Annotated in this window: 11 protein-coding genes and 1 riboswitch; of the genes, 5 read left to right on the top strand and 6 right to left on the bottom strand. The window is 71.2% G+C overall.

The features are described 5' to 3' along the window. From ABD120_RS29465 to ABD120_RS29455, 3 genes are all read right to left on the bottom strand, one after another. The coding region (locus tag ABD120_RS29465; RefSeq protein ID WP_425564062.1) for an ABC transporter ATP-binding protein at positions 1-434 on the bottom strand (434 nt) is incomplete at its 3' end. Continuing rightward, entirely contained in the window at positions 431-1,477 is a 1,047-nt protein-coding gene (locus ABD120_RS29460) for an efflux RND transporter periplasmic adaptor subunit (RefSeq protein ID WP_343953413.1), read from the bottom strand. The genes ABD120_RS29465 and ABD120_RS29460, both read right to left, overlap by 4 nt. Continuing rightward, complete coding sequence (locus ABD120_RS29455) at positions 1,474-1,971, bottom strand: hypothetical protein (RefSeq protein ID WP_343953412.1); 498 nt, start codon at positions 1,969-1,971, stop codon at positions 1,474-1,476. Before ABD120_RS29455 ends, ABD120_RS29460 begins: the two co-directional genes overlap by 4 nt. Before the next feature lie 87 nt (positions 1,972-2,058). Between ABD120_RS29455 and ABD120_RS29450 the strand changes: the two genes are divergently transcribed. Together ABD120_RS29450 and ABD120_RS29445 are read left to right on the top strand one after the other, a co-directional pair. Then, positions 2,059-2,703: a response regulator transcription factor gene (locus ABD120_RS29450; protein WP_343953411.1), complete on the top strand. Its 645-nt coding sequence runs from the start codon at positions 2,059-2,061 to the stop codon at positions 2,701-2,703. Continuing rightward, positions 2,700-3,827: a sensor histidine kinase gene (locus ABD120_RS29445; protein WP_343953410.1), complete on the top strand. Its 1,128-nt coding sequence runs from the start codon at positions 2,700-2,702 to the stop codon at positions 3,825-3,827. The genes ABD120_RS29450 and ABD120_RS29445 overlap by 4 nt, the downstream gene beginning before the upstream one ends. On the opposite strand, the gene ABD120_RS29440 is transcribed toward ABD120_RS29445, so the two are convergent. Next, complete coding sequence (locus tag ABD120_RS29440; RefSeq protein ID WP_343953409.1) at positions 3,802-4,572, bottom strand: putative protein N(5)-glutamine methyltransferase; 771 nt, start codon at positions 4,570-4,572, stop codon at positions 3,802-3,804. The two genes, ABD120_RS29445 and ABD120_RS29440, sit on opposite strands and share 26 nt — an antisense overlap. 7 nt (positions 4,573-4,579) lie before the next feature. Next, positions 4,580-5,569 (bottom strand): helix-turn-helix domain-containing protein, encoded by a 990-nt coding sequence (locus ABD120_RS29435; RefSeq protein ID WP_343953408.1) that lies wholly within the window; start codon positions 5,567-5,569, stop codon positions 4,580-4,582. A gap of 130 nt (positions 5,570-5,699) precedes the next feature. On the opposite strand from ABD120_RS29435, the gene ABD120_RS29430 reads away from it, so the two are divergent. The 3 genes from ABD120_RS29430 to ABD120_RS29420 all read left to right on the top strand — a co-directional run bounded on the left by ABD120_RS29430 (position 5,700) and on the right by ABD120_RS29420 (position 11,044). Further along, positions 5,700-9,299 carry a S8 family peptidase gene (locus ABD120_RS29430; RefSeq protein WP_343953407.1) on the top strand — a complete coding sequence of 1,200 codons (3,600 nt, stop codon included), beginning with the start codon at positions 5,700-5,702 and terminating at the stop codon, positions 9,297-9,299. Between the two features lie 317 nt (positions 9,300-9,616). Further along, positions 9,617-9,810, top strand: a riboswitch (cobalamin riboswitch). Positions 9,811-9,824: 14 nt separating this feature from the next. Then, positions 9,825-10,457 (top strand): 5,6-dimethylbenzimidazole synthase, encoded by a 633-nt coding sequence (bluB, locus tag ABD120_RS29425; RefSeq protein ID WP_343953406.1) that lies wholly within the window; start codon positions 9,825-9,827, stop codon positions 10,455-10,457. An 89-nt stretch (positions 10,458-10,546) separates the two neighbouring features. After that, a complete protein-coding gene (locus ABD120_RS29420; RefSeq protein WP_343953405.1) occupies positions 10,547-11,044 on the top strand; it encodes an RICIN domain-containing protein in 498 nt (165 codons plus the stop codon). Positions 11,045-11,071: 27 nt separating this feature from the next. On the opposite strand, the gene ABD120_RS29415 is transcribed toward ABD120_RS29420, so the two are convergent. Next, positions 11,072-14,431 carry a bifunctional glycosyltransferase/CDP-glycerol:glycerophosphate glycerophosphotransferase gene (locus ABD120_RS29415; RefSeq protein ID WP_425564061.1) on the bottom strand — a complete coding sequence of 1,120 codons (3,360 nt, stop codon included), beginning with the start codon at positions 14,429-14,431 and terminating at the stop codon, positions 11,072-11,074. Positions 14,432-14,701: the final 270 nt, after the last annotated feature.

Raw genomic sequence — 14,701 nt, 5'->3', positions numbered from 1 at the left:
CCCCCGCCGGACAACTGGTTGGGCCGGTGCCCGAGGCGGTGGCCGAGCCCGACGCGGTCGAGCGCGGCGGCGGCCTTCTCCCGGCGCACCCGGCGCGGGGTGCCGGTGTAGAGCAGGCCGTCGGCCACGTTGTCCAGCGCGCTCACGCCCGGTGACAGGTGGAACTGCTGGAAGACGAAGCCCAGGTACCTGGCACGCAGCGCCGAGAGCTGCCGGTCGCTCATGCCTGAGACGTCGTGCCCGGCGATCCGTACGGTCCCCGTGGTCGGCCGGTCGAGCGTCCCGATCAGGTTGAGCAGGGTGGACTTGCCGGACCCGGACGGCCCGACGATCCCCACCAGCTCGCCTTCGCCGACCTCCAGGTCGACCCCGCGCAGGGCGTGGACGTCACGGCCGTACAGCTTGGTCACCTCGCGCAGCTCGATGACGCTCATGTGGCGGGCACCCCGACCTTCTGCCCGGCCTCCAGTCCGGTGCCCTTGACCTCGACGCGGCCCCCGCCGAACGCGCCGAGCTCGACGGGGACGACCCGCTTGGCCGTACCGTCGACGACCTCCACGCCGAAGCCGCCGTCGGCGGTGGCGAGCAGCGCCTCGACGGGCACGGTGAGGACCTTCTTGACCCGCTCGCTCTCCAGCTCGACGTCCACGGGGGCGTGGTCGAGCCGGGTCTTGGGCCGTTTGGTGAGCGTGATGTCCACGTCCACGGTGGTGGTCTGGTCGTTCTGGCCGCCGCTGGTCTCGGCGACGCTGCCGACGTCGGTGATGCGGCCCTTGGCCTGCTCGCCGCCGGGGAGTTCGACGGTGACCTTGGCGCCCTTGCGGGCCAGGTGCTGGTCGTCGGCGTCGAGGTCGACGTGGACGACCCGGGAGGTGCCGGTGACGGTGAGGACGTCCCGGCCCGGCGCGAGCTTGCGGCCGACGGCGGTCGCGACGCCCGCGACGCGGACCGCGCCGGGCTGGAAGACGACCTGGCTCGCGTCGACCTTGCCGGTCTCGTCGAGGCCGCGGTCCTCCTGCCATTCGAGGACCGCGAGGTAGGTCGCGTAGGTGTAATCCTCGTCCACGGTGACGTCGTAGCCGAGGGCTTTCAGGTTGCGTTCGAGCTGTTTCACGTCCGGCCCTTCCACGCCCTGTTCGAGGGTGCGGTAGAGGGGCAGGCTGCCGTACATGAGCGTGACCGGCTTGCGGTCCACCTGGAGGAGGGAGCGGCCGCGCCGGACGACTCTGCCGTCCTGGGGTATCCAGGTCACCGTGCCCTGGGCCTGGACGCCGAGTTCGCGCCGGTCGTCGTAGGTGAGGGTGCCGTCCACGGTCTTGGTGTCGACCAGGTCCTGCCTGGTGATCTCGGCGGTGGCGAGGGCGGCCGGACGTACCGGGGCCTGGGCGGCGGGTTCGCCGCCCGACAGCGCGTTCGGGATCGTCCACGCCAGGGCGGCGCCGCCGACGAGGGCGACGCCGGCGAGGATCTTCTTCACGAGGGCTGCCCAGGACCGCCGGGCGCCAGGTGCTTGCAGGCGTCCTGGGCCTTCTTGACCTTGTCCTCGTCACCGGGCTTGCTGGAGATCATGATGCCGCGCTCGCCGGGGTCGGGCACGTCGACGCCGTTCTCGCGCAGGCACTGGGCGAACTTCACCATCTTGTCGCGCCGCTCGGGGTCCATGCCGCCGGCCCGCTCGCCGGCGGCCTCCTTGAGGAACTTGTCGCACTTCTTGTGCGCCTCGTCCACCTTGGCCTTGTCCGTCCCCTCGGGGACCTTGATCTGCATGCGGCCCTCCTGCGGATCCGGCATGTCGATACCGTTCTCCCGCATGCACTGGGCGAACTTCAGCTGGGCGTCCTGCGCCGACCCGCTGCCGGCGGCGGCAGCGGGGGCCGAGGCGGAGGTGGTGCCGCCGGACTCGGCGGCAGAGCCGCAGGCGGCGAGAGAAGCGGTCATGGCGGCCACGGCCGCGAAGGTGCGGAGTTTCATGGCACGGACTACATCGGAGGCGGTGCTAAAGCCGGATAAACGCGATCACTTACCCAGCTCTAACACCTCATCAGGGAGTCTGTCGCCATGCGAGTGCTGGTCGTCGAGGACGAGGAACAGATGGCCGATGCCATCGCGCGCGGGCTGCGGCTCAACGCGATGGCCGTGGACGTGGCCTATGACGGGCGCGAGGCCCTCGACCTGGCCTCGTACGTGGACTATTCGGTGATCGTGCTCGACCGGGACCTGCCCGAGGTGCACGGCGACGATGTCTGCCGTGAGCTGATGGACAGGAGCCGGGTCCTCATGCTCACCGCCGCGGCGCAGTTGCGCGACCGGGTGGACGGGCTCGGGCTCGGCGCCGACGACTACCTGACCAAGCCGTTCGCGTTCGCCGAGCTCGTGGCCCGGGTGCGCACGCTCGGCCGCCGCACCGCGCGGGTCACCGCGCCGGTGCTGGAGCGCGCGGGTGTGCGGCTCGACCCGGCCCGCCGTACGGTCACCAGGGACGGCAGGCCCGTCGCCCTGAGCCGCAAGGAGTTCGACGTGCTGCGCGAACTCCTGGCGGCGGACGGCGCCCTGGTGCCGTCGTCGGAGCTGCGCAGGAACGTGTGGGACGAGTACGCGGGCGCGGACACGGGCGTGCTGCGGGTGACGCTGACCGCGCTGCGCAGGAAGCTCGGCGGCCCGCCGCTCATCCAGAACGTCCCGGGCAAGGGGTACCGGCTGTGAAGCGGCCCCGTTCCGGCCTGCGCCTGCGCTTCACCATCTGGTACGGGGGCATGTTCTTCCTGGCTGGAAGCGCGCTGCTGTGGATCACCTACCTGCTGACCGCGCGGGCGCTGAACTCCCGCCTGAGCATCAAGTACAAGAGCGCCGGCCCGAACGAGCCGCCCCCCACCGACCTGATGATCCAGGATCTCCAGTCGGACGTGGCCGCCCGCGCCGACGAGGCGCTGGATGAGATCCTGCGCTACTCGCTGGTGGTGCTGGTGCTGCTCGGCGTGCTGGCGATCGTCGTCGGCTACCTCGTGGCCGACCGGTCGCTGCGGCCGCTCGACCGGATGACCGAGACCGCGCGACGGCTGTCGGAGAGCACGCTGCACGAGCGTATCGGGCTGACCGGCCCGCAGGACGAGGTCAAGCGGCTGGCCGACACCTTCGACGGCATGCTGGACCGGCTGCACCGGGTCTTCGACGCGCAGCGCCGCTTCATCGCCAACGCCTCGCACGAACTGCGCACGCCGCTGGCCATCAACAGGACGGTGCTGGAGGTGTCGCTGGAGGATCCGACCGCCTCCGAGGACCTGAAGGCGCTGGCCAAGGCGCTGCTCGGCACCAACGCCCGCTACGAGCGGCTGATCGAGGGGCTGCTGTTGCTGGCCCAGTCCGAGCAGGAGATGGCCGACCGCAAGTCCGTGCAGTTGGACGGGATCGTCGCCACGGTGCTGGATCTGACGCCGCCGCCGAAGCGCGGGATCCGGATCGAGCAGGAGTTGCTGCCGGTCGTGGTCCAGGGCGACCCGCTCTTCCTGGAGCGCTGCGTGTTCAACCTGGTGGAGAACGCGATCAAGTACAACGTGCGCGACGGCCGGGTGTGGATCAGGGCGCACGAGGAGTACGGCGGGGAGGCGGTCCTCACCGTCGAGAACACGGGGCCGATGGTGTCACCGTACGAGGTGGACGACCTGTTCGAGCCGTTCCGGCGGCACGGCGACCGGGTGCACTCGGCGCGCGGCTCCGGTCTCGGCCTGTCGATCGTGCGGGCCATCGCCGACGCCCACGGCGGCAGCGTCTCGGCGGCGCCGCGCCCGGAGGGCGGGCTGAGGGTCACGCTGCGGCTGCCTCGCCCATGACGACCGTGGCGCCCCACTCCTCGTCCGACAGCACCCGCGCCGCGAGCCCGCCGTCCTCCACCGCCTGGACGGCCGGCGCCGCCTGCCGTTCCGTGGTCTCGAACAGCAGGATCCCGCCGGGCGCCAGCCACGTGGCGGCCTGCTCGGCGACCCGGCGCAGCACGTCGAGCCCGTCGGCGCCGCCGTCGAGTGTCACGTGCGGTTCGTGGTCGCGGGCCTCCGTCGGCAGCAGGGGCATCTCGCCGGTCGGGACGTAGGGGACGTTGGCGGCGAGGATCCCGACGCGGCCCTTGAGCACGGCGGGCAGCGGGTCGAACAGGTCGCCCTCGAACACCTGCGCGCCGGGCAGGTTGCGGCGGGCGCACCGGACGGCGGCCGGGTGCACGTCGGCTGCGTACAGTTCAACGTCGGCGCCGCCGAGCCCGGCGCGGATCGCGGCGCCGAGCGCGCCGGTGCCGCAGCACAGGTCCACGACGATCCGGGACGGCCCGGCGTGGGCGAGCGCCTGCCGTACCAGGAACTCGGTACGGCGGCGCGGCACGAACACCCCGGGGTCGACGAGGATGCGCAGGCCGTGGAACTCGGCCCAGCCGACGACCTGCTCCAGGGGGTGGCCCGCGGCGCGGCGGGCGACCATCGCGTCGAGGTCGTCGGAGGTGGCGGCGGAGCCGAGGATGATCTCGACCTCCTCCTCGGCGAACACGCATCCGGCGGTTCGCAGGCGGGTGATGATGTCGCTGGTCATTTCCGGGTCAACCTAGCAAATCATCACGAGATGCCAGGTAGCCCGCCTGGAAGCGGGTTCCGGCGCCGAGCCGTTCGAGGATGGCCTGCACGCGCCGCTGGACCGTGCGGGAGCTGAGGCCGAGCTGGCGGGCGATGGCCTCGTCCTTGAGCCCGGCCGTGAGCAGGGCGAGGACCTCACGGTCGGGCTGCTGCAGCCAGGCGGCGCCGCCGATGCCGCCGTCCTCGGACAGGCGCAGCGGCACGGCCGCCTGCCAGAGCACCTCGAACAGGCCGACGAGCGCGTCGAGCAGCGCCGACGGGTGGACGACCAGGGCGCTCTCCACGGCCCGGCCGGACTCCGAGACCAGCGGCAACATCGCCGTCCTGCCGTCGGCGATGGCGAGTTTGACCGGCACCTGCCCGAGCCTGGCCTGCTCGCCGTCCGCGACCGACCGTCTGGTGTGCTCCAGCATGCCGGGCACCTCGAAGGCGAGTGGGCCGTAGATGCCGCGCGTGGGGGCGCGGTGGCGGGCGGCGCGCAGGAGGTTCTCACCGTCGTCGCTGACGTCCACCGCGTACGGCGGGTGCACGAGCACCATCATCTCGTGCTCGGCGTTGCGCTCCAGCTGGAGGTAGCGGCGGGCGACGGCGTCGCTGCCGTTGACGACCTCCAGCACCTCCTCGGGGCCGGGCCCGGTGCCGCGCCCGGCGCTCTCGGCGAGCAACGCGGCGGCGGCCGCCCGGCTGTGGGTGATCTCCTCCTGGCGGCGGGCGGCGAGGACGTCGATGGCCACGTTCGGCGGGGTGGCGATCACGCGCAGCGGGCGGCCCGCGAGGCGGGAGATCAGCCCGAGGTCCTCAAGTCTGGGTAGCATGCGACGGATGGCGGCGGCCGACCCGCCCGTGTCCACCGCCAGCTCGGCGAGGGTGGCCGGGCCATGCCGGAGCAGCGCCCGGTAGGCACCCTCCTCGGCGCCGGAGACGCCGAGGCCCTCCAGCAACCGCCGTTGCGTCATCGCCCCACCATAGAACGTCCGCCCGGCGAATTCCTGACATGTCGTAATCCCGCCATTGGTCATTTGTAGACCGCTTCTTCCCAGGTCGCTAGTAATTAGGACACCCCCTATGTACCTCCGGAGGTGTCCGATGCGCAGATGGCAACGATGGACGGCGGTGGCCGCGGGCGCTGCCCTCACCGCCTTATCGGCGGTCGATCCCGGCGCGGCGGCGACGGCGGAGACCCCCGCCCCCGAGTCCGACGAGCGTGCCTACGACGTCACGCTCATCACCGGCGACCGCGTGCACGTCGTGACCACCGCCGACGGACGCAGCCGGGCCAGCGTGACCCCGCGCCCGGACAACCCGCCCTCCGGCTTCCGCATCCGCGAGCACGACGGCCGGCTCACGGTCGTACCGGCCGACGTCGCACACCTGATTCCGGGGCGGCTCGACCCCGCCCTGTTCGACGTGACCACGCTCAAGGCCGAGGGCGTCACCGACCGGCTCCCCCTCATCGTGGAGTACGGCACCGGCCCCATGGCCGCCCCCTTCCAGCAGGTCACCCCCCTTGAGAGCATCGGCGGCGGCGCCGTACGGCTGGACCTGCGCCAGGCCGCCGCCGTCGGCGCGCGTACCTCCGTGCTGGACTCCGCCGCCAAGATCTGGCTCGACCGCCGCGTCAAGTCGGTGCTGGAGCACAGCGTCCCGCAGATCGGCGCCCCGCAGGCGTGGGCGGCCGGGTTCGACGGCAAGGGCACCACGGTCGCCGTCCTCGACACCGGCATCGACGCCGGCCACCCCGACCTGACCGGGAGGGTGGCCGCCGCCCAGGACTTCACCGAGGACGGCACCACCGCCGACCTCAACGGCCACGGCACCCACGTCGCCGGGACCATCGCGGGCACCGCCTCCGCCCGCAAGGGCGTGGCCCCCGGCGTGAACCTGCTGAACGGCCGCGTCCTCAACGGCGACGGCCAGGGCCTCACCTCCTGGATCATCCAGGGCATGGAGTGGGCGGCCAAGGAGAAGGACGCGGACATCGTCAACATGAGTCTCGGCGGTGGCAACTCGTTCGGCCCGATGTCCGAGGCCGTGGACGAGCTGACCAGGTCCACCGGGGCACTCTTCGTGATCGCGGCGGGCAACGACGGCTGCGGGACCTGCGTGTACTCCCCCGGCGACGCCGCGAGTGCGCTGACGGTCGGCGCCGTGGACTCCGCCGACAAGCTCGCCGACTTCTCCTCGTACGGCCCGGCGGGCACCTACCGCGCGGTCAAGCCGGAACTGACCGCCCCCGGCGTCGGCATCGTCGCCGCCCGTGCGGAGGGCACCACGCCCGGCACGATCGTGGACGGGGTCTACGCCCGGCTGAGCGGGACCTCGATGGCCACGCCGCACGTCGCCGGCGCCGCCGCCCTGCTGCGCCAGGCCCGGCCCGGCATCACAGGGCAGGAGCTGAAGTCCCTGCTCATGGGCAATGCCAAGAGCATGCAGGACACCCCGATGGACAAGCGCGGCACCGGCCGGGTGGACGTCCCTGCGGCGCTGGCCGCCAAGGTCGTCGCCGACGCGGGCGCGCTCGACTTCGGCCGGATCCAGCCCGGCCAACCGGCCACCCGCGAGGTCACCTACCGCAACCTGGGCCAGGAGCCGGTCACCCTCGCGCTGTCGGCCTCCGGCTTCGCCGTCACCCCGCAGACGCTGACCGTCCCGCCCGGTGGCAAGGCGGGCGCCAAGGTCACCTACGAATCGGCCGAGCCCGGCCCCTTCCGGGGCGAGCTCCGCGCCGACTCCGGGCCGGTCACGCTGCTGACCGGGGCCGTCGATTCGAAGTGGGCCACCCTCCGGATCATCGGCGTCGGCAGGGACGGCCGCCCTTCGCAGGCGTACCCGTCGGTCGTGAACGTTGAGACCGGCACCGTCGAGGGCCGCGAGATGTCGAACGACGCTCCGAAGTACTGCGAACCCGCCGAACCCGGTGAGGTGTGCCTGAGCGTGCCGCACGGGACGTATTCGGTGACCGGCGTCGTCCACACCATGCGGCCGGACGCCGACAGCCTCTCCTACGGCGGCCGGGGCGACATCCTCAACCGCAGCTTCACCGGCGACCCCGAGGTGAACGTGGAGGGCGACCTGAGGGTGGTCCTCGACGCCCGCAAGGCGAACGAGATCGTGATCGACACCCCCGACCACGAGACCCGGGCCAACAACGGCGGCGCCATCAAGCTCGCCTGGACCCGCACTGCGGCCAACGGCAACCAGGTGAACGAGATATGGCTGCCGCTCGGCAACGGCGAGGAGCGCTTCTACCTGGAGCCCACCGACTCCGTCAAGACCGGCAAGCTGTCCGTCGCCACCCGCTGGCGGCTGGAGGCCCCCGAGATCGCGATGAGCGCCCGCGGCCTCGACCTCGACCCCGAGTACGTCGACCCGATGTTCTTCAGCACCCGCGCCGCCGAGTACCCGCGCTTCGACGGCCGGGCCCGGCTGCGCGCAGTGGACGCCGGCAAGGGCGGCGACCTGCGGGGCAACCTCGCGGTGCTGCCACTGGCCGATGCCAAGACCGTCGCGGCGCAGGCCAACGCCGCCGCCGCGAAGGGCGCCAGGATGGTCGCCTTCGTCGGTGACGGCAGCCTCATCGAGTACGGCGGGCTGCTCAAGGTGCCCACCGTCCGGCTGAGCGAGCGCCAGGGCGGCGAACTGCTGCGGCGGCTCGGCCGCGAGAGCGTGCACGTGCGGGTCGAGGGCGTGTCCGCCAGCCCGTACGTCTACGACCTGTACCTCAGCGAGGAGGACCGGATCCGGCGCAAGCCGCACTACACCGTGCGCAGCCGGTCACTGGCCCGGATCGAGACCGCGATCCACTCGCAGCTCGGCGGCACTCCGCTGACCGAGAACCGCACCGGCTGGCAGCCGTGGGAGCGGGTCTCCTTCGACGCCCAGCTCCCGGTGCGGGCCGCGCCGCGCACCCGCGTCGACTACGTCACCGCCGCGCCGGGAATCCGGTGGAACGCCTCGTTCGTGACGCCGGAGATGTCGTACGCCCCCGGCCCTCCCCGCGAAGACCCCCAGCTGGCGATGGCCGAGCCTGCCGACACCGAGTACCGGCCGGGGCAGCGGGTCGGCCGCTCGTTCTTCAAGCAGCCGTTGCAGCCCGGCCACGCGAGGCCGGTGCGGCGCGACGCGGCCGAGGACCTGCTGTCCTTCGACATGAGCGCGGCGCTCGACGCCGGCGGCAACGTGGGGACGCCGCACTGGATGCGCTCCGACTGGCGGATGTACCAGGGCGACAAGCTGGTCGCGCGGACCTCCGGCCCGCCGCAGGGGCGGATGAGCGTGCCCGCCGAGCGGACCGCGTACCGGATCGAGTGGGACGTGGCCAACCAGGCCGCGTGGGCACGCTGGTCGACGCGCTCGAAGAGCGAGTGGACGTTCTCGACGGAGAAGGGGCGGGCCGAGGTGCCGATGGTGTCGGCGCGGTTCGACGCGCCGACGGGGATGGACGGGGTCGCCCGGTCGCGGACGCTCGGGTTGCGGGTGGACGCGGCGGAGCGGATCGCGTCGGTGGGTCTGGAGGTGTCGTACGACGACGGCTCGACGTGGCAGCGGGTGAACCGCCTGCGCGGCGAGGACGGCCGTTACGAGACGGTTCTGCCCCGTTCTGGGGTGGTCTCTCTGCGCGTCACCGCCGCGACCGCCACCGCCACCCTGCGCCAGGAACTCATCCGCGCGTACGAGGTGAAGTGAGATCTTCCTCATCACGGCCCAGCCGCCCCCACCCGCCGCCCGCCGTGACGGGCTGACGGCCTCCCCGGCGCTCATCCCCTCCTGACCGCCCCGCCCGACGACTCCCCGCTCGGCCCTGGGGGAGGGCCTTGCGGGGTACACCGGCCCGGACACCCCTTACCTCCTGGGTGTCCGGGCCTTCTCCCTTCGGTCGGTGAAGGATGCGTCGTCGCAGAGAGGAGGCGTCAGAGGAGTGGCGCCCTGGAGGCCGTCGGCCGGGCTGCGAGGGAGGCGTCAAGGGGGCTCTGCCGTAAGGGATGGATGGGTGATAGCGTGCGCGGCGGCGACTGTAGCGAGGTGCCCCGCTCGGGGAGAATCGGGAAGCCGGTGTGAATCCGGCACGGGCCCGCCGCGGTGACCAGGGAGTTGCCGCCCACGCGCCTCCGGCGCAGCCACTGGCCTCAGGCTGGGAAGGCGGGCGGGACAGCGTCGATCTGGGAGTCCGAAGACCGGCCTCGCGTCCGACGACGCAGCGGGAGCCTGCCCATGAACAGCCAGTTCTACGATCTTGTCCACCGTCGCCGCGATGTCCGCGGCCAGTTCACCGGTGAACCGCTCGACGACGACGTCCTGCAGCGGGTTCTCGACGCCGCGCACGCCGCCCCCAGCGTCGGGCTCTCCCAGCCGTGGGACTTCGTCCTGGTTCGTGACCACACCACCAGGAAGTCCTTCCACCAGCACGTCCAGGACGAGCGCGACGTGTACGCGGCCACCCTCTCCGGCGACGCCGCCGACCGCTTCGCCCGCATCAAGATCGACGGCGTGCTGGAGTCCACCCTGTCGATCGTCGTCACCTACGACCCCGCGCGCGGCGGACCCGGTGTCCTCGGCCGTCACGCCATCGCCGACGCCGGCCTCTACTCCGTCTGCCTCGCCATCCAGAACCTCTGGCTGGCCGCCACCGCCGAGCGCCTCGGCGTCGGCTGGGTGTCCTTCTACCGCGAGGACTTCGTGTCCGGCCTGCTCGGCATCCCCGCCGGTGTCCGGCCGGTCGCCTGGCTCTGCGTCGGCCCGGTCACCCACCTGGAAACCGTCCCCGACCTCGAACGGCACGGCTGGCGCCGCCGTCGTCCCCTGACCGAGGCGGTCCACCACGACCGCTGGCGCGACCCCGTCTGAACGATGCTGTCGCGGTGACGGCGATTCCCTCGCCTTCCCAGAACACTCACAGTGTGCTTATCATCACGATCCGCGACTGAGAGGTGTTCATGAGGATCCCCGCCCTGGCCGCCCTGGTCATCCTCACCGCACTGGCGTCCGCGCCGGCCGCCCGCGCCGACTACAGCGGCGGCCTGCCGCCGCGCGACGTCCCGGTGCGGGTCCGGTCGATGTCCTCCGGCCACTGCCTGGCCGTCCAGGGCGGCAACGGGGCCGCGATCGTGCAGGAGCCGTGCGACCCCGCCCGCGCGGGGCAGCACTTCACCTTCACCGACGCGCTCGGCCTGCCGATGATCAGGACCGCTCACGGCAAATGCTGGAACGTCCACGCCGCCAGCCGCGCCGACGGCGCCTGGATCACCCAGTGGGACTGCCTCGCCCAGCTCAACGAGTGGTTCGCGCCCACCGTCGGCGCGCGTTCCGGCTTTTACATCGAATCCACCACACGCGGCCCCCGGCCGTGCCTGCTGACCCGCCGTCACAGCCCGCTGGTGCAGTACGGCTGCGACGCGACCGGCGATCAGAGGTTCCAGTGGGAACCCGCCTGAACGCCGCCCTCCTTATCGCCGTCTGAATCACAGCACGTGATCCACCACACGGGCGGCCGCCATCCCGTCGTCCAGGTGGCAGAACCTGTCGGCGAAGGCGTCGTGGAGCGCCGCGTACTTGCCGGCCACCTCGTCCACCTGGCGAAGGGCGTCGACGATCTCGTCGGTCGTGCGCAGCAGCGGTCCCGGCGCCTCGGCCTCGAAATCGAAATAGAACCCGCGCAGGACGTCCCGATAGTGTTCGAGATCGTAAGTGAAGAAGAGAATGGGACGGCCCGTCCCGGCGTAGTCGAACATCACCGAGCTGTAGTCGGTGATCAGCACATCGGCGATCAGCAGGAGTTCGGTGATGTCCGGGTACCGCGTGACGTCGAGGACGCGACGCGACGGTTCCACCGGCCCTCCGGTGTGAATGTGGCCCCTGACGAGGAGGGTGTGTTCATCGCCCAGCGCCCGGCGCATCGTGTCGAGGTCGAGACCGAGTTCCAGCCCTCCCGCCGGGTGGTCGTCCCGCCAGGTCGGCGCGTACAAAACCACCCGCTGACCCGAAGGGATGCCCAGCGCGTCCCGGACCCGCGCGGCCCGCGACACGCCCTCGGCCCGGTGAAGCAGGTCGTTGCGCGGGTACCCGCATTCCAGGATCTCGCCGGAATAGGCGAAGGCCCTGGAGAAGATCGGGCTGCTGAAGGAGTTCGGCGACAGCAGCAGATCCCATTTGGCCACGTCCTGCCCGAAGCGGCGCAGGTAGTCGGTGCCGTTGTCGAAGTGAACGACCGGCAGGTCGAAACCGATGCGTTTGAGCGGCGTCCCGTGCCAGGTCTGCACATAGGTCTGGTCGGCTCGTTTCACGAACCAGTCCGGCGCGTTGTCGTTGCAGAAGATGTGACTCGCCCCGGCCATCGCCTCGAAATGCTCTCGGCTGTTCTTCCGCACCACCCGCGCGTCGCCGGGCGGGTTGACCTGTCCGTCCGCCGACACCCAGACGCATTCTCTCCGGTCGCCACGACGCCGGAGCTCCTCGAAAACGGCTCGCGGGCTGTCGGAGTACTGACGGCCGCGCCATACGTCGAAGACCAGCAGGTCGCTCACCGGCCGACGGAGCATGGCGGGATAAACCGTGTTCCTGAGTGTGTCCCGGCCCCTGACCCCGTCGTCGGGACTGAGAGACGGCCGGGTCCACAGCACCAGGGCCCCGTCGGCACGGGATCTGAAGCCGTACTCGTGCACGCCCACGACCCGCTCGTCCGGCAGCCGCCGCGACTTGTCCAGGCGTACCAGAACAGGTGCGTTCTCCGAGGTGACCGCGAACTCCCACTGTCCGGTGGACAGACTCGTCTCGTACCCGTGGACGGGAAGCCTCTCGGGCCGGAACGCGGCGGTGAAGGCCGGGCCGTCCCAGCTCAGCGGCACCCGATGACTGCCACCGCCGCCGACCCGGCGCAGCACGAGGCACTCCGGCCGGTCGGCGCCGACCCTGTTCAGCCCTTTAACCCTGAGCGTGCCGTCCTCTGCCCACTCGACCTCCGTGACCAGGACCCGGGGTTCGCGCACGACGATCCCCAACTGCAGGTCCCGGCCCGTGACCTGGGCGATCTCCCGGTCCCCGACCAGGCCACGGTCGTGCGTGGACGCCGCCGGGTTCATCAGGGCGACCGGCTCGCCGTCGTCCACGGAGAGAAGGACCTCCCAGTAGACGTCCGAACCGCCGGTGACCGCCGGTTCCGCCAGTGCCCGCGACGGGATCGACGCGGAGAAGGCCAGTTGCTCCCCGTGCGGCGCCGGTTCGACCGGCACCCGCAGTTCATGCCCGCCTCGCCTCGCGCGCAGGACCACAGCGGCGGCCGACGGGGTGCGCTTGCGGGTGATCCGTCCGTCGAGGGTGAGCTCGCCCGCACCCAGATTCCGGACCTCGGCCGTCGCATTGATCTTCCGCAGCCGGACGAGGACGTCATCACCGCCGCTGACCCCCATCCACAAGGCGCTGTGGACCTTGACTCCGGCGAACCGGCGAGCCGCGCCGACAGCGGCACACCGGGACTCGATCCGGAGCCCCGGGCGGCGGAGGCTCAACTGCAGCTGCCACGACCCCTTGTGCGACAGGATCCCCGGATCGATCTCGGCGGTGAATCCGGAAGCGTCGTAGTTCGCAGTGAGATGAGACGAGGCCGCCGTGACATCGGTGCGCGGCACACGTCGCACCGGGACCGGGATCTGCGCCTCGGTCCGGCGGTTGACGAGCGCGAGTTCGAGCTCCGCATCACGGGGATCGGCCAGGTCCAGTCCGGGCGCGTAGGCGTAACCCGACACCTGCAGCCTCTCGTCGTGCCAGGTCAGGCCGTCCACGCGAGCTATCAACCGCAGGTCGGCGGGTGTGGCGGGCGCTCCGGCCCTGGGCAGCAACGGATGACGCACCCGCCACCCGCGCCAGCCTCTGACCAGCCGTTGCCGCCTGCCGGTGACGGACTCCAGCAGCAGTTCCGCAAGGGCCGCGCCGTCGCCGCGCCGGACCAGGTCGAAGGCGAGGCTCTGGTTCCAGGGCAACCGCCGGAAGACTTCCCGGTCCATGTCGTGGACCAGCGGCCCGACAACGGCCAGGAACCGCGACCGGTAGTCCGATCCGCTCTGGGCGTACTGCTGCAGGTAGACACTGATGTCGCTCTGCAAGGCGTACACGTCGTAGGCCAGGCCGACCTCCGCGTCGCCGTGGGCGCGCAGGAAGTCGCGGGTCGTCCGCACCGAACGGACCCTGTCCTCAAGATTGCCGGGCACGGTGCGCTGCTGGGTGATCGACCGCTCCCCTCCCTCACGCTGCCGCCAGAGATAGACCACCTGCTTGAGTACGTCGACGGAGGTGGCCAGGACGTGCGCGGGCACGGTGACGGGCGCGTCCTCGTAGAGCCCGGCCGGGAACGACAGGCCCGTGCCGTCGAGGAAGCTACGCCGGTACACCTTGTTCCAAGCCGTCCGGTCGAGCAGCAGGTCATGCTGCCTGCTCACATGCGTCTTGAGAACGTCCTGCCGGAAGGTCTCCGCGTGCATCGGGGACTGCCACCGCGCGGTGGAGTTCATGCATTCGACGTTGCCGGCGGCGAAGTCGGACCCCGTCCTCTCCAGGGTGGAGACCAGCAGCCCGTACGCGTCGGCCGGGACGACGTCATCGCTGTCGGCGAATGCGAGGTACCTGCCCCGGGCCAGAGCCGCACCCGTGTTCCGGGCCGGGCCGAGCCCCTGGTTGTCCTGGCGCACGAGCCGAAAACGCGGGTCTCGCGACGCCATGGCCTCGGCGATGGCCGCGCTGCCGTCCGGGGATCCGTCGTCGACGCAGACGACCTCGATGTCGGCGAGGGTCTGCCGCGAGATCGATTCCAGGCATTCCGCCAGATACATCTCGACCCGATAGCACGGGACGACAACACTAAGAATTGGCGACATTCAGGACTCCCTGCATGGGATCAGTTCAGAGCATTGAAGCCAAGTCGTTCACATTTGAAAATGGCCCGCCCGCGCGAATGGCCCCGAAGTTACCGCCGAATGACCGGTGCTTGACATCGACTGAGCCCTTTATAGTGGCATGCCACTCCGAATCAGCCGATGTCGGAAATCAGAGCACAGCGCCTTCTGAAAGAACCGCAAAAGTCGGCCCGAAACCGGTCGGGC

Origin of the sequence: Nonomuraea longicatena, assembly GCF_039525605.1 — a bacterium.
GTDB lineage: Bacteria > Actinomycetota > Actinomycetes > Streptosporangiales > Streptosporangiaceae > Nonomuraea > Nonomuraea longicatena.
This window is presented reverse-complemented; position numbering and strand designations above follow the sequence as displayed.

Coding starts and splice junctions, on each gene's coding strand:
- ABD120_RS29455 (WP_343953412.1), bottom strand. CDS start 1,971: ATGAAACTCCGCACCTTCGCGGCCGTGGCCGCCATGACCGCTTCTCTC.
- ABD120_RS29450 (WP_343953411.1), top strand. CDS start 2,059: ATGCGAGTGCTGGTCGTCGAGGACGAGGAACAGATGGCCGATGCCATC.
- ABD120_RS29440 (WP_343953409.1), bottom strand. CDS start 4,572: ATGACCAGCGACATCATCACCCGCCTGCGAACCGCCGGATGCGTGTTC.
- ABD120_RS29435 (WP_343953408.1), bottom strand. CDS start 5,569: ATGACGCAACGGCGGTTGCTGGAGGGCCTCGGCGTCTCCGGCGCCGAG.
- ABD120_RS29430 (WP_343953407.1), top strand. CDS start 5,700: ATGCGCAGATGGCAACGATGGACGGCGGTGGCCGCGGGCGCTGCCCTC.
- bluB (WP_343953406.1), top strand. CDS start 9,825: ATGAACAGCCAGTTCTACGATCTTGTCCACCGTCGCCGCGATGTCCGC.
- ABD120_RS29420 (WP_343953405.1), top strand. CDS start 10,547: ATGAGGATCCCCGCCCTGGCCGCCCTGGTCATCCTCACCGCACTGGCG.
- ABD120_RS29415 (WP_425564061.1), bottom strand. CDS start 14,431: ATGTATCTGGCGGAATGCCTGGAATCGATCTCGCGGCAGACCCTCGCC.